Source organism: Sinorhizobium sp. 6-70 (genome assembly GCF_030124375.1).
Classification (GTDB): domain Bacteria; phylum Pseudomonadota; class Alphaproteobacteria; order Rhizobiales; family Rhizobiaceae; genus Sinorhizobium.
Window position 1 is genome coordinate 124,205 of sequence record NZ_JASKLS010000017.1, and the last position, 22,189, is coordinate 146,393.

Genomic DNA, 22,189 nt, shown 5'->3' on the forward strand with positions numbered 1-22,189 from the left:
TGGACCTTTCAATGCCTGCGGCTGGCAGCGATCTCGTCGCTGTATCGAAGTTCAAGTGCCGTCTTCAGGACGAGCGTTACCAGCGCCAGGAGCGCAAGGAGCGCCGCCACTGCAAAGGCGGCGACGAAATTGTACTCATTATAGAGGATTTCCACCTGCAACGGCATGGTGTTCGTTTGGCCGCGAATATGGCCGGAAACGACGGAGACGGCACCGAACTCACCCATGGCGCGGGCGTTGCAGAGAAGCACGCCGTAAAGCAGGCCCCATTTGATGTTGGGCAGCGTCACATGCCAGAAGGTTTGCCAGCCGGTGGCGCCGAGCGACAATGCCGCTTCCTCGTCGCTGGTCCCCTGTTCCTGCATCAGCGGGATGAGTTCGCGCGCGACGAAGGGGAAGGTGACGAAGACAGTTGCAAGCACCAGCGCGGGCACGGCAAAGAGGATCTGGATACCGTAGCTTTGCAGGATCGGGCCGAGCAGGCTGTGCGACCCGAAGAGCAGCACGAAGACAAGGCCCGAAATCACGGGCGACACCGAGAAGGGCAGGTCGATCAGGGTCGTCAGGAACGCCTTGCCCTTGAACTCGAACTTGGCGATCGCCCAGGCGGCCGCCACCCCGAAGACGAGATTGAGCGGCACGGCGATCGCGGCAACCAGCAACGTCAGGCGAATGGCGGAAAAGGTCTCCGCATCACGCAGCGCCGAGAGGAACTCTGCCGGTCCCTTGCGGAACGCCTCGATAAACACCGTGGCAAGCGGCAGCAGCAGGAAAAGTGCGACGAAACCGAGAGCAACGACGATCAGCGTCATGCGTGCGAACCGCGTCTCCGAGGTCGCCGCCCTGACCAGATTTGACGGCGCCGCAATCGACGCAGAACCGACATCATGCGCCATAACCGTATCTCCGTCTGCTCCAGGACTGGATCGTGTTGATGACCAGCAGCATGATGAAAGAAAGGAGCAGCATCACCGCGGCAATCGCCGTTGCCGCCGGATAGTTGAACTCCTCCAGGCGAATGATGATCAGGAGCGGCGCGATCTCCGAGACGTAAGGCAGGTTACCGGCGATGAAGATGACGGAGCCGTATTCGCCGACGCCACGTGCAAAGGCGAGTGCGAAGCCCGTCAGCCCGGCCGGAAGAAGGCCGGGCAGCAGAACGCGGCTGATCGTCTGAAAGCGGCTGGCGCCAAGCGTTGCGGCCGCCTCCTCCACCTCCTTGTCGATTTCCTCCATGATCGGCTGAACCGTTCTGACCACGAAGGGCAGGCCGACGAAGACGAGCGCCACGACGATGCCGGCGGGCGTGAAGGCGATCTTGATGCCAAGGGGCGCGAGAAGCGAACCGATCCAGCCGTTCGGTGCATAGAGCGCCGTCAGCGCAATGCCGGCAACCGCGGTCGGTAGCGCGAATGGCAGATCGACCATGGCGTCGATGACGCGCTTTCCGGGAAACCGGTAGCGAACGAGCACCCAGGCAAGCACGACGCCAAAAACGAGATTGATGACGGCGGCCACGAAAGCGGTGCCGAAGCTGATCGTCAACGCATTGACGGTCCGCTCGTCAGAGGCGAGCGCGAAGAATTTAGACCAGCCAAGGCCGCTCGAGCGCCAGATGAGGCCTGAAAGCGGAATGAGTACGATGAGGGTGAGCCATGTCAGGGTGACGCCGAGCGCCAATCCGAAACCCGGAATGACGCTCGGCTGCCGAAACTGCCATCGCCTGCTGCTGCGAAAGGCCATGAAAAATCATTGTCCCGGCTTGTAGATCTGGTCGAAAATTCCGCCGTCGGCGAAGAACTTCGGCTGAGCTTCCTTCCAACCGCCGAATTCGTCAATAGTGACCAGCTTCACATCGGCAAAGCGCGCCGTGTCCTTGGGGTCCGCGAGCTCCGGCTTGAAGGGCCGGTAGTAGTGCTTGGCCGCCAGCTTCTGGCCGACATCGCTGTAGAGGTAGTTCAGATAGGCTTCGGCCACTTTCCGCGTGCCCTTGCTGTCGACGTTGCCGTCCACAAGTGCGACCGGCGGCTCGGCCTTGATCGAGGTCGATGGCGTCACGATCTCGAAATTATCGGGACCGAGTTCTTCCAGCGAGAGGTAGGCTTCATTTTCCCAGGCGAGCAGCACGTCGCCGAGGCCCCGCTGGACGAAGGTTGTCGTCGAGCCGCGTGCGCCGGTGTCGAGAACCGGCACGTGCTTGAACAGTTGCGCCACATATTCCTGCGCCTTGGCATCGTCGCCGCCATTGGCGGCCCGCGCCCAGGCCCAGGCTGCAAGGAAGTTCCAGCGCGCACCACCCGAGGTCTTCGGGTTGGGGGTGATTACCTGGATGTCTTCCTTGACGAGATCGCCCCAGTCCTTGATGCCTTTGGGATTGCCCTTGCGAACGAGGAAAACGATCGTCGAGGTGTAGGGAGAGCTGTTGTTTGCGAAGCGGGTTTTCCAGTCGGCCGGAATTTTCCCGCTCTCCTTGGCGATCGCGTCGATATCGGCTTCAAGCGCCAGCGTCACGACGTCTGCCTCGAGGCCGTCGATCACTGACCGGGCCTGCTTGCCGGAGCCGCCATGAGAGGTCTGGATCGTCACCGTTTCGCCGGTATCGGCCTTCCATTTTTCGGCGAAGGCCGCATTGACTTCCTTGTAGAGCTCCCGAGTGGGATCGTAGGATACGTTCAGGATCGTTGTATCCGCTTGAGCGAGGCCAATGGAGCCAAGCTGCAGGCTGCCGACCACAAGCGCTAGTTTCATCATTCCGGTAAGACTATTCGAGCCCATATCGCCCTCCATCCTTTGCCAGATAAAACTATCAATTTAATCGACTACTACAACGCAAACTTATGACGCGCCGCGCGGCATTTGCGAAATGTTCTGTCGCCAATGTCGCGTTTGCGGAAATTCTTTGCTCGCTTGGTTCTCCTGTCCGTGTCTCCGGGGGCCGCAAGATAGCACGGCATTTTAGAATCGCGCCATATATCGCGCCCGTCGGCGGCCGTCCTTATTGTCGGGGTGGAATGTCAGGCTATTTCCGGTTGCGGCAAATGCTCCGGTCCGATGAGGGCGCCGGGCTGCTCTATGACGCGTGCGGCGACCTTTGCGGCGAACGCCGCGGCGTCGCGAGAGGGCTGTCCCCGCAGGTGCATCGCCAAGAAGGCCCCGTTGAAGCTGTCGCCGGCGCTGGTCGTGTCCCTGACCGGGTCGGCGGGATGGGCGGGAACATCGATGCGTGATCCGGCGTCGCCGATCGTTATGCCGTTCGCGCCGTCCTTGACCACGACAAGCCCCGCGCCGAGGTCGCGGTAACGCTTCACCGTCGCTTGACGGTCAGCGTCGCCAAAATAGCTGCGCTCGTCGTCGAAGCTCGGGAAGACCATCGTCGCCACGCGAGCGCCGTCCGAAACCGCAGCACACATCGTCTCGGTGTCTTGCCACAGCCGTGGCCGCAGATTCGGATCGAACGCGACGGTCTTTCCCAATTCGCGCGCCCGGCGGATTTCATCCAGCAGGCGGGCCCGATCGTCGGGCGAGAGGATCGCAAGCGTGATGCCGGAGAAATAGATGAGCTCGGCGTCATCGATTGCCGCGCGCAGTCGCTCGCCATCTTCAGCCAGCAGCTTTGCCGCCGATGTTTCCCGCCAGTATTGGAAGCTGCGCTCGCCGTTTTTCAGGTGGATCATGTACATGCCGGGATTGCGCCCTTCGATGCGGCGCACGTGATCGCTGGCGATGCCGGCGCCGCTCATGAAGGCGAGCATTTCGTCGGAAAGCCTGTCCGTTCCGAGTGCCGTGAAGTAACTTACCCGCCAGTCGTCGCCGAGAAAGGCGCGGGCATACCACGCCGTATTGAAGCTATCGCCTGCGAAACCCTTCTTGAGATGGCCGTCGCCGGCCTGTGAGAGTTCGATCATGCATTCGCCGATCGAGAGAAATGTCTTTGGCATCGGGTAATCCCATGAGTGAAGGGGAGGGCAGGCGTCGACGAGAAGGTACCAAGCGACCTTTCCGTCCACGTATCCTAGAAAAGTTCCCCGGTGCAAATCTAGATGTGAATCGAAAGAGATTTGCCATTCGCACCCCGGGGGCGCTTTGGGCGCGCTCGTCTACCCGTGATGAAATCGGCGATCGAGGCGGGGCCGCCCAAACCTGCGTCACGCGGATATCTCTCGTCTGCCTCCGGCGGCAAGAGCGTGATACGCTGATTGCAGCTTGAACAGTCCGAGGCGTTACCCGCCCGAAGGGAGATCATGTCCGGTTCCGATGGCAGTATTCTCGATTATCTCGGGATATTGGCCGTGTTTCTGCTTGTCGGCGCGAATGGCTTTTTTGTCGCCGCCGAGTTTTCGCTCGTTTCGGTTCGCCGCAGCCGCGTGGCGGAACTGGTCGCGCAAAAGCGCATGAACGCGAGCGCGCTCCAACATGCCGTCGATAATCTCGATGCCAATCTGGCGGCCACGCAGCTTGGGATCACGATATCCTCCCTGGCGCTGGGATGGGTCGGCGAACCCGCGCTCGCCCATCTGATCGCGCCGTTGCTGACGGTCTTGCCTGCGGCCTGGGCATCGGTCGGATCGCACGCGATCGCCGTCGCGGTTTCCTTCATCATAATCACGGCGCTGCATATCGTCCTCGGCGAGCTGGCACCGAAGAGCCTGGCATTGCAGCGCAGCGAGGGCACGGCGCTGGCCGTCGTCCGTCCGCTCGCGCTGTTCCTCTTTCTGCTGCGCCCGGCGATCCTATCCCTCAACGGCCTCGGCAATCTCGTGCTTCGATTGGTCGGTCTGCGCCCCGGCGCAGGCGAGGCATCGCTGCATTCCCCGACCGAACTGAAGCTTCTTGTCGCCGAAAGCCAGGAAGCTGGACTTCTCGATGCGGCCCAGCAGGAACTGGTGGAGCGGATATTCAGCATCGGCGATCGGAGGATTTCCGACTTCATGACACCCCGGATCGAGGTCGACTGGATCGACGCCGACGACGGCCAGGAGGAGATCTTGAAGACGGTCAGGGAATGTCACCACGAGCAGCTTCTGATCGGCAGGGGCAACATCGACTACCCGCTGGGCATGGTGCTCAAGAAGGACCTGCTTGACCAATTGCTCGACCATCGACCAGTGGACGTTCTCGGCGTTATTCGGGAGCCGCTGATCCTGCACGAGTCGACAGCGGTCTTCCGCGTGCTCGAGAAATTCAAGAGTGCTCCCGTGCGCCTCGCCGCGATCATCGACGAGTACGGCAGCCTGGAGGGGATCGTCACCCAGACAGACCTGTTGGAGGCGATTGCCGGCGACCTTCCGGATACGGAAACCGTCGAGCCCGACATCGTGGTGCGCGAGGACGGCAGCATGCTGATCGAGGGCATGATGGCCGCGCACGACGCCTTCGAGAGGCTGGGTTTCCACGATCGTCCGGAGGGCGACTTCCACACGATCGCCGGCTTCGCACTGCAGGTCCTCGGCCATCTCCCGCATGTGGGCGAGAGCTTCGATTTCGAGGGCTGGCGCTTCGAAATCGTCGACATGGACGGCATGCGCATCGACAAGCTTCTGGCGTCGCGAATTGGCTGACATCCCCTTTTTGCCGTGTCCGGACGTCCGCTGTTCACGCCAGTATCCGGACGCTCTTCAAGGATCGGGTGTTAATGTGGCCGAGTGTGTATATCTGATTTTTTGATATAAAACAAAAATGTTGATTTGAAAAATCATACAGATTAGCTTCGGGCAAAATCGAATTCAACAAACGAGGAAGCCCATGCGAGCGAAAGCCACACTCAACCGGGAATACAGGATCTCGACCGTCGACAAGCGCGTCTATGGTTCCTTCCTGGAACACATGGGCCGGGCGGTTTATACGGGCATCTATGAACCCGGTCATGAGAAGGCCGACGCGGATGGCTTTCGCCGTGATGTCCTCGAAATGATGCGTGATCTCGACATGCCGATCGTGCGCTATCCCGGCGGCAATTTCGTTTCCGCCTACCGCTGGGAGGATGGCATCGGCCCGCGCCAGGAGCGCCCGGTCCGGCTGGATCTGGCGTGGCGCACGCGCGAAACCAATCAGGTCGGCGTCAATGAATTCGCTGACTGGGCGAAGCTGGCCGGCACCGAGATGATGCTGGCAATGAACCTCGGCTCGCGCGGCCTGGACGATGCCCGCAACTTCCTCGAATATTGCAACCATCCCGGCGGGACCTATTGGAGCGATCTGCGCGCCAAGCACGGATACAGGGAACCGCACAATGTACGGATCTGGTGCCTCGGCAACGAGATCGACGGACCCTGGCAAGTCGGTCACAAGAGCGCGGCCGAGTACGGTCATCTCGCCAATGAAGTGAGCAAGGCCTTCAAATATTTCGACAAGACGCTGGAGACGGTGGTGTGCGGCTCGTCGAACGACAAGATGAAGACCTATCCGGAGTGGGAGGCGACAGTCCTCGACGCCAGCTATGACAGCGTCGACTATATCTCGCTTCACAAATATTTCGGAAACGAAGAGCAGGACACGCTCAACTACTATGCCAAGGCGATCGATCTCGACCGTTACATTGTCACCATCGGCGGCGTCATCGACTACATCAAGGCGAAGAAGCGCTCGAAGCGCGATGTCAAGATCTGCTTTGACGAGTGGAATGTCTGGTACCATGACCGCAAGCAGGATGGCGAGCGCATCGCGAGCTGGGATTGGCCGGAAGCGCCGCCGCTTCTCGAAGAGCTGTACAATCTCGAGGACGCGATCTTCGTCGGTTCGCTTCTCAACGTCTTCATCCGCCGGTCCGACCGGGTGAAGATCGCCTGCATGGCGCAGCTCGTCAACGTGATTGCGCCGATCCTGACCAAGGCCGGCGGACCGGCCTGGCGGCAGTCGATCTATTATCCGCTCCAATACGCCTCGAAATACGGACGCGGGACGGCGTTGAACGTTGCCGCGTCGAGCCCGACCTACGACTGCGACGTGGCGCAGGACGTACCCTATCTCGATCTTTCGGCCGTCCTTCAGGAGGATGGCAGGTCACTTGCGATCTTCGCCATAAACCGCAGCCTCGATGAACCGCTCGACCTGACGATCGATCTGCAGGGCTTCAAGCAAGCCAAGGTCGTTCAGCATCAGATGCTGGAGGGCGAGGATCTCAAGGCGCGCAACTCGGTCGACGATCAGAACCGCATCGTGCCCAAGGCGGGGAAAGCACTCGCCGTCGACGATGCCGGCACGCTCGTCGGTACGCTGCCGCCGAGATCCTATCACTTCGTTCTGCTTTCCGTTGCGTCGGCGTGAATCGGCCGCTGGTCCGGGCGGCCGGGGAGGTCGCCCGCATCATGAACGTGATCGATTCCAATGCGTTAGCGGGAGGCACAATGTCCGGAATCAAGTTGACCGGCGTCAGCAAGTCGTTCGGCGCCATGAAGGTGATCCACGATGTCGACATCGAGATCGAGCAGGGGGAGTTCGCCGTTTTCGTCGGCCCTTCCGGATGCGGGAAATCCACTCTTCTGCGCATGATCGCCGGGCTGGAGGAAACGACCGGCGGCGAGATCAGGATCGAAGCCGAGGACGTTACTCGCAAGGAGGCGTCGAAGCGCGGTGTGGCGATGGTCTTCCAATCCTATGCCCTCTATCCGCATTTATCCGTCTTCGACAACATGGCCTTCAGCCTTTCCATCGCGCGCCGGCCGAAAGCCGAAATCGAGACGAAGGTAAAGGCAGCGGCGGAAATCCTCCGGCTGACCGACTATCTGAGCCACAAGCCCAGCCAGCTTTCCGGCGGACAGCGCCAGCGTGTGGCGATCGGCCGGGCCATTGTCCGCGAGCCGCGCGTCTTTCTCTTCGATGAACCACTTTCGAACCTGGACGCGGAACTGCGGGTGAAGATGCGCATGGAGATTGCCCGCCTGCATCGCCAGATCGGCGCGACGATGATTTACGTCACCCACGACCAGGTGGAGGCGATGACGCTCGCCGACAAGATCGTGGTGTTGAAGAGCGGCGTCGTCCAGCAGGTCGGCGCTCCCCTCGAGCTCTATCGCAACCCGGACAACATGTTCGTCGCAGGCTTTATTGGTTCGCCGGGAATGAACTTCCTTAAAGGGCGCGTGACGGGGAGCGAGGCAACGCGGCTCGCCGTCGAACTCAACGACGCCCCGGGAGCCGCCTTCGGCATCAATTCATCGGCGAGGGCCCCTGTCGGCAGCCAGATCTTTGTCGGCGTGCGACCGGAGCATGTCACCCTTGGCGATCGGGAGGGAGGAGCGCCGCTTAAGGCGAGCGCCGAATTTATCGAGGAGCTGGGGGGAACTGGCTACCTGCACGTGCTGACGGCAACGGGTGCGGAGATGACGGTCGAATGCCGCGGCGAGGAGCGGCCGCACCCCAAGCAGGAAGTGAAGCTTAGCCTGGATCTCGGCAGCTTGTTTGCCTTCGACGAACAGGGCAGGCGACTGCGTTGATATCTGAAATACGGATATGAAGCGGAAAATATGGATTGCGGGCTGAAGGTGCTCGCAAGCCGGATGCGAAAAACATCCGGACAAGGAGGCAGTGCGGCGCGATCACATCCGCCGATTCAATGAAGCATCATGCTTGTATCGAGGAGGAGACAGACGTGAAGAAGCTTTTGAAACTAGTCCTTGCGGGTGCGCTGGCGGTCCTGCCTTCGGCAACCGCCTTTGCGCAGACCGACATTACCTGGTGGGACTTCCTGAGCGGCGGCGACGGCGTGCGCATGAAAGCGCTGATCAAGGAGTTCAACGAGACCCACCCGGACATCAGGATCAATGCGACGACGCTCGAATGGGGTGTCCCCTTCTACACGAAGGTGCAGACGTCGACGGCTGTCGGCCAGCAGCCGGACATCATGACCTATCACCTTTCGCGCTTCCCGCTGGCGATACCGTCGGGAATTCTTCGGCCGCTGGCGCCGGAGGAACTCGCGGAAGCCGGCATCAAAAAGGAAAATTACGTCGAGGCGAGCTGGAACTCGGCCTCCGCCGACGGCAAGGTCTACGGCATCCCCTTCGATGTCCACGCCATCGTCCTCTACTACAACAAGAATATCCTCAAGGAGGCGGGGCTGCTCGGCGATGACGGGCTGCCGAAAGGCCTCGATGGACTGGACAATTTCAATGCCGCCCTCGACAAGATCAAGGCGACCGGCAAGGTCCAGTATCCGCTCTCGCTCCACACCGATGAAGGCGGCTCCATGTGGCGCGTGTTCTACACGCTGCTTTCCCAACAGGGGGGCAAGTTTATCGACGGCGACGAAATTCTTCCCGGCGACGCCGGCGTGAAAGCGCTGACGACCATGGCAAACTGGGTTTCGTCCGGCTATTCGCCGCAACTGATTTCCTACGAAGCCTCGATTGCGCTCTTCACGTCGGGCAAGGCGGCGATGCACATCAACGGCGTCTGGGAAGTGCCGACCATGACGGACCTCGCGAAGAACGGCAATCTCGGCTTCGAATGGGGCGCCATCCAGATTCCCGTGCTGATGGGCCAGCCCGCCACCTGGGCGGACTCCCACGCCTTCGCCGTGCCGAACAGCGACGCCAAGCCGATCACGCCGGAGAAGCTGAAAGCGGTGCTCCAGATCATCGCATGGATGAACGAACACAGCCTTTCATGGGCCGACGCAGGGCATATCCCGGCCTTCAGACCTGTGACTGAGAGCGCCGAGTTCAAGGCAATGCAGCCCAATGCAACTTACGCAAAGCTTGCGGATACAGCCGTCTTCGATCCCGTTTCGCCGCTCGCCGGCGTTGCCGGGCCGATCTACGAGGCAACGCAGAACTTCATCGTGCCGGCCCTGAACGGCCAGCTCGATCCCGAGGAAGCGATCGAGCAGATGCGGGAGGAGCTGAAGGGCCAGATGTAAGACGACGACGGACCAGCCGGCCTGTCGCCGGCTGGTCCCACGGCGAACAATGAAAACGGAGGACAATTGTGGTGAGGACGAGCGGGGGACGGAGCAAGAGGCTTACAGTCGTTTTGATGATCGCGCCATTCGTGATCACCTACCTGACGGTTTTCGCCTATCCCGTCTACAAGATGTTCGCCTTGAGCTTCACGAACGCGCCGTTGATCGGCGAAGGTGAGTGGGTCGGTTTCGACAATTACATCAAGCTGCTCAATCAGAAACTCTTCTATACGTCGGTATGGAACACCGGCTATTTCGTGGTGCTTACTGTTGTACCGAACACGCTGATCGGGCTCGGCCTCGCGCTCATGGTGGTGCGTCTGAGAGGCTGGTTGCAGAGCTTGGTACTGGTCCTGTTCTTCCTGCCCTACATCCTGCCGGTATCGGTCGTGACGCAGATCTGGCAATGGGTGCTGGATCAGCAATTTGGTGTCGCTCAATACGCAATCGAATTTTTCACCGGCAAGCGCATCAGCGTTTTTCGTGATCCGCTATGGGCGATGCCGATGGTGGCGCTGGTCACGGTGTGGTGGACCAACGGCTTCAATCTTCTGCTTTTCATTGCCGGCCTGCGCAACATCCCGGCCGACTACTACGAGGCGGCGACGCTTGACGGCGCGACGCGCTGGCAATGTTTTTGCCGTATCACCTGGCCGCTGATCTGGCCTGTCACCGCCCTTGTGCTGACGCTTCAATTGATCCTGCAGCTCAAGATCTTCGACCAGGTGTATCTGATGACGGAAGGCGGACCGTTCAATTCGACCTACGTGCTGCTCCAGCTCGTCTACCGAGAGGCTTTCCGTCTCAATCACGGCGGGCTCGGCTCTGCGGTGGCGGTCTTCCTCTTCCTGATCATCGTCAGCGTATCGGTGCTGCAGTACCAGCTTTTGCGCGTGAGGGAGCGCTGATCCATGCAACGGAAATCCATCGGCAACATCCTGCTCCTGGTTCTCACGCTTTGCGTTGCCTGCATGTGGGCCTTCCCGATCTATTGGGCGGTGATCACTTCGGTGAAACCGGAACAGGAGGTTGTCAGCAAGACGACGTTCATTCCTGACGTCTTCAATTTCTCGGCCTATTACTTCGCCCTGTTCGAGACCAAGCTCGCCACCTGGTATGTGAACTCGATCGTCACCTCCATCGCCGTCACCGTGGTGGTCATCCTGATCAGCGTGATGTGCGCCTACGCCCTGTCGCAGATTGTCTTTGCCGGGCGCAGACTGCTCTACGGCATCATTCTCGCGAGCTTCATGGTCCCCTCGCAGGCGCTCGTCGTCTCGCAGTTCGTGCTGATGCACCGCTTCGGCCTGATCAATAGCTGGGGCGGCATCGTCCTGCCGCAGCTCATCATTCCGGTCGTCGTGATCGTCTACAAACAGTTCTTCGATTCCGTACCGAAGGAGCTCCGGGAAGCGGCCAAGCTCGACGGCTGCGGCGATTTCCAGATCCTTTTCCGTCTCTATCTGCCGCTGAACTGGGGCATCACCACGGCGCTCGCCATCATCACCTATATCATGGCCTGGAACGCCTTCCTCTGGCCCTTCCTGGTGACGAGCTCGGAGGAAATGATGACGGTTACGGTCGGGATCACCCAGGTCGGCGATGCCTTCGGGGTCAAATACGCCCGTGACATGGCGGTTGCGATCCTCGCGGCAATGCCGGTCGCTGTCGCCTACCTTCTGTTCCAGAAGCGTGTGACCCAGGCGCTGATGCTGTCGTCCGGGATAAAAGGATGAAATAGCGCGAGGGGGCATGCCGCTCCCTCGACAGGGAAAACAATGCGACAACCGGCGGATATGCATGATATCAGCAGATCAGCCAGCGCCCGAGCCGGAGTTCCAGTAGCTAAGAATGGAGACGAAACTTTTAACCGTGGATCCGATCAAGGATGTCGAGGTCGTGCAGGCGCTCGGCTCCGCCACGCGCATCGAAATCCTCAACCTCCTGCGTCTGAAGGGGCCATTGAACGTCAACGACATTGCCGTGCATATGGCGATGCCGCAATCGACGGTCGCGACGAACCTCAGGTCGCTCGAGAAAGCCGGGCTGATCCAGACGCACACGATGAAGGCTTCGAAGGGCAACCAGAAGATCTGCTCCAGCATCTATGGCGAAATCCTCATCCGGTTCGACAACCGCACCAATCATTCGCCCGATATCGTCACCGTCAGCATGCCGATCGGCCTCTTCACCGAATTCGAGGTCGAGGCGCCCTGCGGTCTTTGCTCCGTCAACAATGTGATTGGCATGCTCGACGTCCAGGAAGTCTTCCTCGACCCGCAGCGCATGCAGGCAGCACTTCTCTGGTTCACGCGCGGCTATGTCGAATACAAATTTCCGAACAATGCCAAGGTCAGCGGCCGGCCGGTCCGCAAGATCGAGTTCTCAGCTGAGTTGAGTTCCGAGACGCCGGCCACCAACGCCAACTGGCCGTCCGATATCTCCATATGGATAAACGGCGTCAAAGCCGGCTACTGGACATCGCCGGGCGACTTCGGCGATCGCCGGGGGATCTATTCGCCGGCGTGGTGGAAGCTCAGCGGCTCGCAATACGGCAAGCTCAAGACCTGGACCATCGACGACCGGGGGACCTGGATCGACGGCGCCATGGTGTCGACCCAGACGATCGCATCGCTCGGAATTCCCGATCATCACTCGATCCGGTTTCGCATCGGCATCGATGAAAAGGCCGAGAATCCCGGTGGGCTGAACATCTTCGGCAAAGGCTTTGGCGACTTCGACCAGGACATCGTGATGACCATTCACTTCTGAGCGTCGGAAGCGATGTCTGATGGATTGGTCGACGTGCCAACCCGTTCGCGAAGGCTCGCTACTAAAGCACTCGGCCGCGCGCGATAATGGGCCAGGTCGCCCTCGCCTCATTTCCTTCGACGATATGAACCGCATCGACCATGTTGGTCACGACGCAGGCGTGGTTCGGGACGATGCGTAGCTTTTGGCCGACCTTCAGGTTGATCGGGCCGTCGGAGACCAGCCTGCCGTGCTCTTCCGAAAGCTGGTCGATCCTGACGTCGTCGCGTCCGAGCACATGGCCGTAGCCGGAAAGACCGAGAAGGTCGGAGGTTAGGACCTTGCTGCCGGCATCAATGATCGCCCTGTTTTCGGCCGGAACCGAGACGACCGTCGCAAGCACCGTCAGTGCGCAATCGTCCCACGTCGCCACGCCGCGGGCGACGAGAGAGCGATCGTTGTAGATATAGGTCCCCGGACGGTGTTCGGTCGCGACGGAAGCACCAGCCGCTTCCATCATGTTCGGCGTGCCGCCGGAGGTGACCGTCGGCACGTCGATGCCGTCCGCTTCGATCAGCCGCTTTGCCTCGCTCATGAAGGCCTGGACGCGCTCCGTTCCGCCAACCGGCGGATAGGTCATCAGCCCGCCGAAGTGCAATCCGGGCGCATCGGCTATGCGCCGGGCGAGGCTCGCGGCCTCGGTGGGAGTCGCCACGCCGCAACGATCGGCGCCGGTGTTGCATTCGACAAGCACGGTCAGAGGTTCGTCTTCGCGTGCGAAACGGCCCGACAGGCCGTCGATGACGGTCCGGTTGTCGGCGACCACGCTGAGCGTGACGCGTTTGTTGAGTTCCGCGAGACGCGCAAGCTTTTCCGCTCCGAGGATGTTGTAGGTGATCAGCACGTCCTTGATCTGCGTGCTGCCCTCGACCATCGCCTCGGCCTCGGTGACCTTCTGGCAGGTTATGCCGATCGCTCCGGCTTCGAGCTGCAACTCGGCCATCTGCGGGAGCTTGTGCGTCTTTATGTGCGGCCGCACCCGAATGCCGTGGCGATCCGCGTAGTCCTGGAACGCGCGGATGTTGCGGCGGGCGATCGCGATGTCGACCAGCACAGCGGGCGTTTCGATCGGCAGGGTCATACGGCAGGTTTCCTTTAGAGCAGTTCCAGGAAAGGTGTGTAACGGTTTTCCGTCCGGAATTGCGCGATTTCAAATGATCTACGGCAAATCATGGGTTGTGGTGAACTTGGAGCAATTCCAGGAAAAGTGTCAAACGGTTTTCCGTTCGGAATGGCGTCGTTTCTCGCTCATCCCGAGCCGGTTTTCATACAGGCCGCAGCGACCGGCCGCTCTCGGGATCGAAGAGATGCAGCACCGCCTCATCGAAGGAGAAGAGCTGTTGCGATCCGGCGCCAAAACGCGTGCGCGGCGGAAGGCAGGCGGTGATCGTCTGTTCGCCGAGCTTTGCCGTCGTGACCAATTCCGGTCCCGTCAGTTCCACGACTTCGACTTGCGCCCTGACGGAGGCGCCCGGTGTATCGGTGTTTGCCAGCCGCAGCGCCTCCGGGCGGATGCCGACCTTGACGCGCCGACCCGCCGCCGCGGTACTGGTGAAATCCGCCGGCAGTGGCAGCGTTTCCTCCGAGCCGACAAGCCTGAGAGCGTTTCCGACAACTTCCGCGTCGAGAATGTTCATCGGCGGCGAACCGACGAAGCCGGCGACGTAGAGCGTTGCCGGCCGGTCGTAGATTTCCTCCGGCGTCCCGAGCTGTTCGATGCGGCCGTCGCGCATGACGGCGATGCGGGTCGCAAGCGTCATCGCCTCGATCTGGTCATGGGTCACGTAGACGACGGTCGTCTTCAGCATCTGATGCAGGCGCTTCAGTTCGGTACGCATCTCCATGCGCAGCTTGGCGTCGAGGTTCGACAGCGGCTCGTCGAAAAGAAAGACCTGCGGATCGCGCACCAGCGCCCGGCCGATCGCAACACGCTGGCGCTGGCCGCCGGAAAGCTGGCTCGGCTTGCGGTCGAGAAGATTTTCGATCTGAAGAAGCCGAGCCGTATCGCGCACCGCCCTTTCGCGCTCGGCCGCCGGCACCTTGCGCATCTCAAGGCCGAAGCCGATGTTGCGGGCGACGCTCATGTTCGGATAGAGCGCGTAGGACTGGAACACCATGGCGATGTCCCTGTCCTTGGGATGCAAGCCCAGGATCGAGCGTTCGCCGATCAGGACGTCTCCGCCGCTTGGCTCCGCAAGCCCGGCGATGATGTTCAAGAGGGTCGACTTGCCGCAACCGGACGAGCCGAGGAGCACCAGGAACTCGCCGCCTTCGAGCGCGATGTCGATGCCCCTCAGCGTTTCCACCTCGCCATAGCGCTTGTGGATGTCGCGGATTTCGAGTGCGCTCATTTCCTGGTCTCCTCAAGGAAGGCCGAAAGGGGTTTGCCATAGCTGCGCGGCAGCGTGGAGATGGCTTCGGATGCGACTGTGACGCCAACCCTGAGACACTGTTCGAGCGGCAAGTCGGTGGCAAGTGCGGCCAGAAAACCGGCGTTGAAGACATCGCCGGCGCCGATCGTATCGACGACGTCGACGCGAGGCGCTGGAACCGAGAACTGCGCTCCGGTCTGGTCTAGGGCAAGCGCACCATGGGGCCCGCGCTTGACGACGACGATCGCTTCGGAAGGCATGCGTGCCTTCAGGTGGCGAGCGGCCTCGCCGGGGTCGGTCTCTCCGGTCAGGGTCGTCGTCTCGACTTCGTTGAAGAGCGCGCAATGGCAGCGTTTCAGCCAGTCGAGAGTCTTGCGCTTGTTCGCCTCGGTCCAGCCGTCGAGCGGCCAGCCGGTGTCGAGCGCGACCGCAATGTCATGCGCGTCGGCCCAGTCGAAGAACGCGTCATAGGCATGCGTCAGCGCGTCGGTCAGGAATGAGCCGGCGAGCAGCGCACATCCGCCGTGAAGACGTTCGCCGTCAAGCATCGTGCGCACCGCGTCGAAGCTGAAGAGCGGCAGGTGCCCCCGCGTGGTGAAGAACGTGCGCTCGCCGTCCGGGTGGGTGATCCCGACCGACAGCGTCGTGCCCACGGCTTCGACCGGCCAGCGCTCGGCGCGTACGCCGAAGGCCTCCTTCAGCCAGGTGCCGAACTGGTCATTGCCGACATTCGCGGCAATCGCATAGTCGACGCCGAGCGAATCCCAGGCAAGCGCGCTGTTGCCGGCGCAGCCGCCGACGCGCAGCTCGTCATGATCGACGATAATTTCCGTGCCAGCCTTCGGCCACGGCTCGGCCGGGCCGAGGATCAGGTCGATGTTGGCGTTGCCGATGACTGCAAGCGGGCGCATGGCTTCATTCGCTCCGGGTGATCTTGGTGGAGCGCACTGGCGTGCCCGCATTGTCGACGCGCGCATCCGCGAAGGCGAGCATCAGCGACTGCGCGACCGGCAGCATGGCAAATAAGGCCGCCAGGCCCGCGGCGCGCCGGAAGCGGATGGTCACCACTCCTTCGACCGGCGGTTCGCCGGAAGCATCGAAGACGATCACCGGCGAGCCCGCTTCTGCAGCGGAGGTCGCCATCGCGGCCACGAGACCTGCCGTCGGGTCGCTAGCGCGGAAGAGTACGACCCCGACAGACGGGCCGAGCATTTCCATCGGGCCGTGGCGAAGCTGTCCGCCTTCGAGCGAGAAGCAGGGAAGGCGCGACAGCTCGGTGAGTCCGAGCCCGATCGCCTCGGCAAGGCCTTGCAGCCTGCGGCCGGAGGTGACCACGGCGCGCACGACGGCGAGCGCGGCAAGCGCATCGTCGATCGCCGGGGCTTCCGGCTCGCGAAGGGCTTGAAGCGCGCCGGCCGGATCATCACCGAGGGCGGCAAGGACCGAAAGGTGCAGCGCGAAACTGATCGTCAGACTGCGGGTTGCCGCGAAGGCCTGTTCCGTGCCACCGGCGCCGATGAGCGATGGCGCGGTGCGCGCCAGAAACGAATTGCCTTCCAGCGTCAGTCCGAACGTATCGGCGGCGCCGCCGTTGGTCTCCTTGAACCAGCGCAACACCTCGGCGCTTTCGCCCGATTGTGAGGTGATCAGGACGGTTTTTCCTTCAATGGGTAATGGCTGTCCGAGCTGCTCGGAGAGAGGCAGCGCCACGGCCTCGATACCGAACGCTCGGTAGATCGGCTCGACCGCGCGCCCGACGGCATGCGAGCCGCCCATGCCCAACAGGATGAGGCGGCCTGTCGATCGCAGTGACGCCGCAACTTTCTGCGCGAGGGGTGCCGACCGTTCGAAGGACTCGATGGCGTCTGCGTGCTGGCGCGCCATTTCCTTGTCGATCGCGATGAGCCCGGCGGAGCGTTCCTTGGAAACCTTCATCATCATCCTTTGACGCCGCCGCTTGTGAGCCCGGAAATCAAGGCCCGTTGCATGACGAGACCGATCAGCACCGGGGGGAGGGCGGCTAGCACACCGGCGGTGGCGATCAATCCGTAATCGGAAACACGGCCGCCGGCGAGATCCGCTATGGCGACGGTAAGCGTCTTGGCGCGCAGGTCGGAGGTGAAGAGCAGCGCGTAGAAGAATTCGTCCCAGGCGAGCAGAAAGGCAAAGAGCGCGGAGGTCGCCATCACCGGGGCGGCAAGCGGTAGCGTCAGCAGGCGCAGGATCTGGTCGAGCCGAGCGCCGTCGATCATCGCGGCGCTTTCGATTTCCCTGGGTATGGAATCGAAGCCTGACTTCAGCAACCAGGTGGTGAAGGGTGCGAGGATGGTGAGATAGACGAGCGCCAGGCCGAAGACGGAGTTGAGCAGGCCGAGATAGGCAAGCCCCATATAGAGCGGCACCGCGAGCGCCACTGGCGGCAGCATATAGGTGGCGATCACCGCGTAGAGCGACCAGGAGACCGTGGGCGTACGCGAGACCGCCCAGGCGGCGGGAATGGCAACGGCAACCGCGGCCAGCGTCGCCATGCCGGCGACCTTCAGGCTGTTGAGCAGCGAGGCGACGAAGGCGGCGCCGGCGCTGTTCTCGATCGTCGAAAGCAGGGCGCGGTAGCGCGAAAGATCGATCTCGTCCGGCCACCAGTTGAGCGGCTTGGCGGAAAGGTCGGCGGCCGACGAGATGCTCATGACGAAGAGCCAGGCGAGCGGCGCCAGGATGATGATCGCAAGCAGCAGCGCGCTCAGATAGACGAAGGCGGTGAAGAGCGGGTTCTGGCGTTCCATCACGATGCTCCCGCGGCCTTGCGAAGCAGCGCCGCGTAGGCAACCGCGAGAAGGGTCACGAGCAGCGTGACGATGAGCGCGAGTGAGGCCCCGGAGCCCGCTCGTTGGAAGGAGAAGGCTTCCTGGTAGACGAGGATCGAGAGCGTGCGCGTGCTGTTTGCCGGTCCGCCGCGCGTCATCACCCAGATGATGTCGAAGACCTTGAACGCCTCGATCGTGCGTAGCACCAGCGCCACCAGGAGAGGCCCCGCGAGATAGGGCATGATCACGTAGCGAAAGCGATTGAACGGGCCAGCGCCGTCGACAAGCGCTGCCGCGGTGATGTCGCGGGGAACGGCCTGAAGCGCTGCGAGCGCGATGAGCGCCACCAGCGGAAAATTCTTCCAGCAATCGGCGACGATCAGTGCAGTGAGAGCCGAGCCAGGCTCGCCGAGCCAGGAGCGATAGCTGTCGATAAGCCCGAGCTGGGTAAGTGCGGCGTTGAGGGCGCCGTATTCCGGATTGTAGATCAACCGCCACAGCGTCGCGTTGACAACCGTCGGCAGGGCCCATGGCAGGATCATCAAGGCTCTGAGCGCCGTACGGCCGCGAAATTGCTGGTTGAGCAGCAGCGCGGCGAGCACGCCGAGCACCATTTCGGCGGCGACGGACACGACCGCAAACCAGGTCGTCGTGATCAGCGCCCGCTGGAAACTCGCCCCGCCGAGCAGTTTAGCGTAGTTGTCGAGCGCGACGAAACCGCCGGCGGTGCCGACGAGTTTCGCGTCGGTGAAGGAGAGCCGCACCGTGTCGACCAACGGCCATCCGATGACGGCGATCATGACCACGAGCAGCGGCAGCATCAAAAGCCACGCGCGTGTTGTTATCCAGGTACCGGGCATCGGATGAGGACCCTTGCGGCCGTCCGGGCCGTTCATGCGATTCATCATGGCTCGGCCATGCCGAGGATTCGAAGAAGCCGCGGGCTTCGTTCACGTTCCGGGCGGGCCGGCCGCCCGGAACGTGATCTGGCGTACTCAGAGGCCGCTGTTCTCGGCAGCCGTCTTCAAGGCGTCTTCGGCGGAAGTCTGGCCGAGCAACGCTTCCTGGATCGCCTGCTGCAGGGCTGTCGAAAGCTCCTGATATTTCGGCGTCGTCGGCCGCGGATACATCGCCGCAAGGCCGCGCTTCGCTGCCGCGATCAGCTCTTCCTGGCCTTTCGTCACGCTGGCGTCCTCGTAGGACGAGGCCCAGATCGGCAGGCTGAGCTTCGCATAGGCGTTCTGCGTCGGCTGAGAGGTCATGTGGACGATGTATTTCCATGCTTCGTCCGGATGCTGGCTTGTAGAGGTGATACCGAGGCCCATCGAGCCGTTGACGGCCGAAACCTCGCTCTTGCCGGCGACGCCCGGAGCCGGCACCACGCCGACCTTGCCGGCGACCTTGCTTTCCTTGGGGTCGTTGGCGAGGTTGTACATATAGGTCCAGTTGAGCGCAAAGGCCGCCTCGCCGTTCTGGAACACCTTGCGCACGTCCTCCTCCAGGAATTCCTTGGAGTTCGGATTGGTGATGCCGGAGGTGTAGCTCGAAACCATGTAGTTCAGCGCATCGAGACCGCCGCCGGTGGTAAAGGCCGGCTTGCCGCCGTCGATGAACTTGCCGCCATAGGCGCTGACCAGCGTCGTGTAATCGCAGATCGCGGCTTCGGCCTGCGACCAGCTCCAGGCGATGGGGGTTGCGAGCAATCCCTTGTCCTTGATCGTCTTTGCCTGTTCGGCAAGCTCGTCCCAGGTCTTCGGCGGCGCGGTGATGCCGGCCTTTTCCAGGATTTCCTTGTTGTAGAACAGATATTTGGTATCGAGGATCCACGGCATGCCGTAGCGCTTGCCGTCATATTCGACCGTGGTCCAGGCACCCGGCAGAACGCCATTCTTCATCTCGTCGGTGATGCGGTCGGTGACATCGACCAGCACCTTGTTGGTGGCGTATTCGGCCGGCCAGATGACGTCGAAGAGAACGACGTCGTAACCGCCGCCGGAGCCCTGCGCCAGCACGGTCTTGTCGTGCAGTCCTTCATAGGGGACGAATTCGAGATTGACCTTTACGTCCGGGTTGGCCTTGGTGAAGGCCTCCGTCATGGCGCGAACATCGGCCTCGCTATAGGCGGCCTGAGCCATGAACAGCGCGTTCAGCGTCGTTTCCGCATAAGCCTCGCCGCTGAAGGATATTCCGACAAGGGCAGCGCCAAGCAGTGCATTGCGCGTGGATTTCAACATTGTTGCCTCCAATAACCGATCGTTTCAGTTCCCGGCGCGGCTCATCCGCGCGCCGGATGCGAAGAATCCGCCACTACAGCGCCCGCGCGTTCTGTCAGACGCGCAAAGGACGCTGTAACACTCTGAATTGCTGCATGTTTTCATCCTTAAATCGCTACGATATAAGGACACATGCAGTAGCGCGGCGGCCGTCGACAAATCAATCGGAGCGTTTGCGACAGCACGGCACCGTCGCCTTCGTTCCCCCGAGGTTCTTGCGACCTCTTATTAAGTCAATTGTCTTGACTTATTTCTTCGCCAATATTCTAACAGTGTCAAGCGGGATTTGTGGATGAACGAGATGCGCCCCATCCGGGCCAAGAGCGGGACCAATCAGGAGGGGACCAGCGCGCACAACCGCCGCGTGATGATCGACGCTTTGCGGTTGAACGGGCAATTGTCGCGCGCCGATCTGGCGCGGGCGACCGCGCTCACCAAACAGACCGTATCGAACATTATCGAGGAGCTCGAATGCGACGGCCTGGTCACGTCTCTCGCCGCCGTGCGCAAGGGCAGGGGGCAGCCGTCGACGCCCTACCGGCTGGTTCCCGAAGGCGCCTTCGCGATCGGCCTGCAGATTGACCGGCATGTCACGCGCACGATCGCGGTCGATCTGATCGGCACTGTGCTCGCACGCGGCGAGGCGAACCTGCCTGCCGGTGGCCCGGCGACGGGTGTCGCGACCATTCTGGACTTGATTGCCAGGACGCGTCGCGACCTGACAGGGATCGCGCCGCAGTCCAGGGACCGCTTCGTCGGTCTTGGCGTTGCTATGCCCGGGCCGTTCGGCATCGAGGCGGACGCCGACGATCCCTGGATGATGGCGGCCTGGCAGAAGTTTCCTCTCCTGGAAACGCTGTCGGTCGGCACCGGTCTCGACGTGCGCTTACAGAACGACGCAGCCGCAGCCGCGACGGCCGAGAAGATGGTCGGCGCGGCGCACGGCGTCGATCAGGCGATCTGCATCTATCTTGGCTACGGCCTCGGCGCCGGGCTGATCCTCAATGGCGAACTTTATCGCGGCGCCAACGGCAATGCCGGCGAGATCGGCATGATCTTGAGTCAGCCGCGCGCCGTGTACGGCATCCAGCGAGCGCCGCTCGAACACCGGGCTTCCATCGCGTCGCTCAGCAAGATCCTTGGCCTCGATCCGGCCAATCCGGATCTTTATCGCCGGATCGACGAGATCGCGGGCGGACCGGACGCACGCGTCACCGCCTGGGTCGAAGACGTGGCATTCGAGCTGCAGGCCGCCATTCAGGCGTTGGAGAGCATTTTCGATCCACAAACCATTATCCTGTGCGGCGGCATGCCGCCGGGTCTCGCCCGCCTGTTGATCGAGGCCATCCATCCGTTGCTGCCTTCGATTGCGGAGCATCGCGCCCGAAGCATGCCGCGCCTGCAACTGGGCTTTACCGACCCTTGGGCCGTGGCGATCGGTGCAGCGGCGGAGCCGATCAGCCGGACTTTCGACCCTCGTTTTTCCGCAATCCTGAAGACGCGCATCGCGGGTGCAGTCTGAACAGGCAAGCTGTTGCCGGCGGCGACCGCCGGAGCAGCGCCAGCGTTCCGCGATATCACCGCATCGGTCGCTTTCTTCCTCCCCGGGGTCAAGCAGAGGAAATCTCGCGCGGTCAAGTGCGCAGGGAAAAGCTTGCTAGTCGGTCATAGGTGACGAGAATCATTTTCCCGGATGCTTGAAATATTAGCGATATAGCGTTTAAATACCTGCGCGCAGCGATCCGGCCTTATTTTCGCCGGCTGCGACTAATTAATACTTTAGGCCGCGATGCTTTCGAGCGCGGCAGACTTAGTCATTGCACGTATAAAAATTTTGAATTTTGATAGAGGGATTGCGATATGTCTCTTTCCCATCTTCGGCGACTTGAAGCTGAAGCAATTCACGCCATTCGCGAAGTTGTTGCGACGTTTTCAAATCCGGTTGTACTTTATTCCATCGGAAAAGACTCTTCCGTCTTGTTGCATCTGGCGATGAAAGCGTTTTTTCCATCCAAGCCACCTTTCCCTTTC

20 protein-coding genes are annotated in these 22,189 nt (G+C 61.6%); 9 read left to right on the forward strand and 11 right to left on the reverse strand.

Annotated elements, in window-relative coordinates; translation table 11 throughout:
- Nucleotides 1-8: 8 nt before the first annotated feature.
- The 4 genes from cysW to QN222_RS26030 form a co-directional block, all read right to left on the reverse strand.
- Entirely contained in the window at nucleotides 9-896 is an 888-nt protein-coding gene (cysW, locus tag QN222_RS26015) for a sulfate ABC transporter permease subunit CysW (RefSeq protein ID WP_283965445.1), read from the reverse strand.
- A complete protein-coding gene (gene cysT, locus QN222_RS26020) occupies nucleotides 886-1,743 on the reverse strand; it encodes a sulfate ABC transporter permease subunit CysT (RefSeq protein WP_283965444.1) in 858 nt (285 codons plus the stop codon). Before cysT ends, cysW begins: the two co-directional genes overlap by 11 nt.
- A 6-nt stretch (nucleotides 1,744-1,749) precedes the next feature.
- Nucleotides 1,750-2,775 (reverse strand): sulfate ABC transporter substrate-binding protein, encoded by a 1,026-nt coding sequence (locus QN222_RS26025; protein ID WP_283965443.1) that lies wholly within the window; start codon nucleotides 2,773-2,775, stop codon nucleotides 1,750-1,752.
- 239 nt (nucleotides 2,776-3,014) lie between these two features.
- A complete protein-coding gene (locus QN222_RS26030; RefSeq protein ID WP_283965442.1) occupies nucleotides 3,015-3,938 on the reverse strand; it encodes a sugar kinase in 924 nt (307 codons plus the stop codon).
- 303 nt (nucleotides 3,939-4,241) lie between these two features.
- Between QN222_RS26030 and QN222_RS26035 the strand changes: the two genes are divergently transcribed.
- From QN222_RS26035 to QN222_RS26065, 7 genes are all read left to right on the forward strand, one after another.
- Nucleotides 4,242-5,558 carry a hemolysin family protein gene (locus QN222_RS26035; protein ID WP_283965441.1) on the forward strand — a complete coding sequence of 439 codons (1,317 nt, stop codon included), beginning with the start codon at nucleotides 4,242-4,244 and terminating at the stop codon, nucleotides 5,556-5,558.
- Between the two features lie 184 nt (nucleotides 5,559-5,742).
- Entirely contained in the window at nucleotides 5,743-7,263 is a 1,521-nt protein-coding gene (locus QN222_RS26040; protein ID WP_284005654.1) for an alpha-N-arabinofuranosidase, read from the forward strand.
- A gap of 80 nt (nucleotides 7,264-7,343) precedes the next feature.
- Nucleotides 7,344-8,432: an ABC transporter ATP-binding protein gene (locus tag QN222_RS26045; protein WP_283965261.1), complete on the forward strand. Its 1,089-nt coding sequence runs from the start codon at nucleotides 7,344-7,346 to the stop codon at nucleotides 8,430-8,432.
- A 155-nt stretch (nucleotides 8,433-8,587) separates the two neighbouring features.
- Nucleotides 8,588-9,856: an ABC transporter substrate-binding protein gene (locus QN222_RS26050; RefSeq protein WP_283965260.1), complete on the forward strand. Its 1,269-nt coding sequence runs from the start codon at nucleotides 8,588-8,590 to the stop codon at nucleotides 9,854-9,856.
- A gap of 116 nt (nucleotides 9,857-9,972) precedes the next feature.
- Nucleotides 9,973-10,806 (forward strand): sugar ABC transporter permease, encoded by an 834-nt coding sequence (locus tag QN222_RS26055; protein ID WP_283965264.1) that lies wholly within the window; start codon nucleotides 9,973-9,975, stop codon nucleotides 10,804-10,806.
- A 3-nt stretch (nucleotides 10,807-10,809) separates the two neighbouring features.
- Nucleotides 10,810-11,634, forward strand: coding sequence for a carbohydrate ABC transporter permease (locus tag QN222_RS26060; RefSeq protein WP_283965259.1), 825 nt, complete (start codon nucleotides 10,810-10,812; stop codon nucleotides 11,632-11,634).
- A 115-nt stretch (nucleotides 11,635-11,749) separates the two neighbouring features.
- The gene (locus QN222_RS26065) at nucleotides 11,750-12,670 is read left to right on the forward strand and encodes a transcriptional regulator (protein ID WP_283965258.1); all 921 of its coding nucleotides are present in this window, start codon (nucleotides 11,750-11,752) and stop codon (nucleotides 12,668-12,670) included.
- A 61-nt stretch (nucleotides 12,671-12,731) separates the two neighbouring features.
- On the opposite strand, the gene QN222_RS26070 is transcribed toward QN222_RS26065, so the two are convergent.
- From QN222_RS26070 to QN222_RS26100, 7 genes are all read right to left on the reverse strand, one after another.
- Nucleotides 12,732-13,790 carry a D-TA family PLP-dependent enzyme gene (locus tag QN222_RS26070; protein WP_283965257.1) on the reverse strand — a complete coding sequence of 353 codons (1,059 nt, stop codon included), beginning with the start codon at nucleotides 13,788-13,790 and terminating at the stop codon, nucleotides 12,732-12,734.
- A gap of 184 nt (nucleotides 13,791-13,974) precedes the next feature.
- Nucleotides 13,975-15,060, reverse strand: a complete 1,086-nt coding sequence (locus tag QN222_RS26075) for an ABC transporter ATP-binding protein (protein ID WP_283965256.1) — start codon at nucleotides 15,058-15,060, stop codon at nucleotides 13,975-13,977.
- Nucleotides 15,057-15,992: a PfkB family carbohydrate kinase gene (locus tag QN222_RS26080; RefSeq protein WP_283965255.1), complete on the reverse strand. Its 936-nt coding sequence runs from the start codon at nucleotides 15,990-15,992 to the stop codon at nucleotides 15,057-15,059. Before QN222_RS26080 ends, QN222_RS26075 begins: the two co-directional genes overlap by 4 nt.
- A 4-nt stretch (nucleotides 15,993-15,996) precedes the next feature.
- Nucleotides 15,997-17,022 (reverse strand): SIS domain-containing protein, encoded by a 1,026-nt coding sequence (locus QN222_RS26085; RefSeq protein WP_283965254.1) that lies wholly within the window; start codon nucleotides 17,020-17,022, stop codon nucleotides 15,997-15,999.
- The gene (locus tag QN222_RS26090; protein ID WP_283965253.1) at nucleotides 17,019-17,864 is read right to left on the reverse strand and encodes a carbohydrate ABC transporter permease; all 846 of its coding nucleotides are present in this window, start codon (nucleotides 17,862-17,864) and stop codon (nucleotides 17,019-17,021) included. The genes QN222_RS26085 and QN222_RS26090 overlap by 4 nt, the downstream gene beginning before the upstream one ends.
- Nucleotides 17,864-18,745, reverse strand: a complete 882-nt coding sequence (locus QN222_RS26095; protein ID WP_283965263.1) for a sugar ABC transporter permease — start codon at nucleotides 18,743-18,745, stop codon at nucleotides 17,864-17,866. The genes QN222_RS26090 and QN222_RS26095 overlap by 1 nt, the downstream gene beginning before the upstream one ends.
- A 135-nt stretch (nucleotides 18,746-18,880) precedes the next feature.
- Nucleotides 18,881-20,119: an extracellular solute-binding protein gene (locus QN222_RS26100; RefSeq protein ID WP_283965252.1), complete on the reverse strand. Its 1,239-nt coding sequence runs from the start codon at nucleotides 20,117-20,119 to the stop codon at nucleotides 18,881-18,883.
- A gap of 331 nt (nucleotides 20,120-20,450) precedes the next feature.
- On the opposite strand from QN222_RS26100, the gene QN222_RS26105 reads away from it, so the two are divergent.
- Both QN222_RS26105 and QN222_RS26110 read left to right on the forward strand, forming a co-directional pair.
- The gene (locus QN222_RS26105; protein ID WP_283965251.1) at nucleotides 20,451-21,680 is read left to right on the forward strand and encodes an ROK family transcriptional regulator; all 1,230 of its coding nucleotides are present in this window, start codon (nucleotides 20,451-20,453) and stop codon (nucleotides 21,678-21,680) included.
- Between the two features lie 338 nt (nucleotides 21,681-22,018).
- The coding region (locus tag QN222_RS26110) for a phosphoadenosine phosphosulfate reductase family protein (RefSeq protein WP_283965262.1) at nucleotides 22,019-22,189 on the forward strand (171 nt) is incomplete at its 3' end.

Bases quoted from the DNA above. Each gene is read 5' to 3' on its own strand.
- QN222_RS26030 (WP_283965442.1), bottom strand. From the start codon at position 3,938: ATGCCAAAGACATTTCTCTCGATCGGCGAATGCATGATCGAACTCTCA.
- QN222_RS26035 (WP_283965441.1), top strand. From the start codon at position 4,242: ATGTCCGGTTCCGATGGCAGTATTCTCGATTATCTCGGGATATTGGCC.
- QN222_RS26085 (WP_283965254.1), bottom strand. From the start codon at position 17,022: ATGATGATGAAGGTTTCCAAGGAACGCTCCGCCGGGCTCATCGCGATC.
- QN222_RS26065 (WP_283965258.1), top strand. From the start codon at position 11,750: ATGGAGACGAAACTTTTAACCGTGGATCCGATCAAGGATGTCGAGGTC.
- QN222_RS26060 (WP_283965259.1), top strand. From the start codon at position 10,810: ATGCAACGGAAATCCATCGGCAACATCCTGCTCCTGGTTCTCACGCTT.
- QN222_RS26070 (WP_283965257.1), bottom strand. From the start codon at position 13,790: ATGACCCTGCCGATCGAAACGCCCGCTGTGCTGGTCGACATCGCGATC.
- QN222_RS26090 (WP_283965253.1), bottom strand. From the start codon at position 17,864: ATGGAACGCCAGAACCCGCTCTTCACCGCCTTCGTCTATCTGAGCGCG.
- QN222_RS26055 (WP_283965264.1), top strand. From the start codon at position 9,973: ATGATCGCGCCATTCGTGATCACCTACCTGACGGTTTTCGCCTATCCC.
- QN222_RS26105 (WP_283965251.1), top strand. From the start codon at position 20,451: ATGAACGAGATGCGCCCCATCCGGGCCAAGAGCGGGACCAATCAGGAG.
- cysW (WP_283965445.1), bottom strand. From the start codon at position 896: ATGGCGCATGATGTCGGTTCTGCGTCGATTGCGGCGCCGTCAAATCTG.
- QN222_RS26040 (WP_284005654.1), top strand. From the start codon at position 5,743: ATGCGAGCGAAAGCCACACTCAACCGGGAATACAGGATCTCGACCGTC.
- QN222_RS26045 (WP_283965261.1), top strand. From the start codon at position 7,344: ATGTCCGGAATCAAGTTGACCGGCGTCAGCAAGTCGTTCGGCGCCATG.
- cysT (WP_283965444.1), bottom strand. From the start codon at position 1,743: ATGGCCTTTCGCAGCAGCAGGCGATGGCAGTTTCGGCAGCCGAGCGTC.
- QN222_RS26075 (WP_283965256.1), bottom strand. From the start codon at position 15,060: ATGAGCGCACTCGAAATCCGCGACATCCACAAGCGCTATGGCGAGGTG.
- QN222_RS26100 (WP_283965252.1), bottom strand. From the start codon at position 20,119: ATGTTGAAATCCACGCGCAATGCACTGCTTGGCGCTGCCCTTGTCGGA.
- QN222_RS26095 (WP_283965263.1), bottom strand. From the start codon at position 18,745: ATGCCCGGTACCTGGATAACAACACGCGCGTGGCTTTTGATGCTGCCG.
- QN222_RS26080 (WP_283965255.1), bottom strand. From the start codon at position 15,992: ATGCGCCCGCTTGCAGTCATCGGCAACGCCAACATCGACCTGATCCTC.
- QN222_RS26025 (WP_283965443.1), bottom strand. From the start codon at position 2,775: ATGGGCTCGAATAGTCTTACCGGAATGATGAAACTAGCGCTTGTGGTC.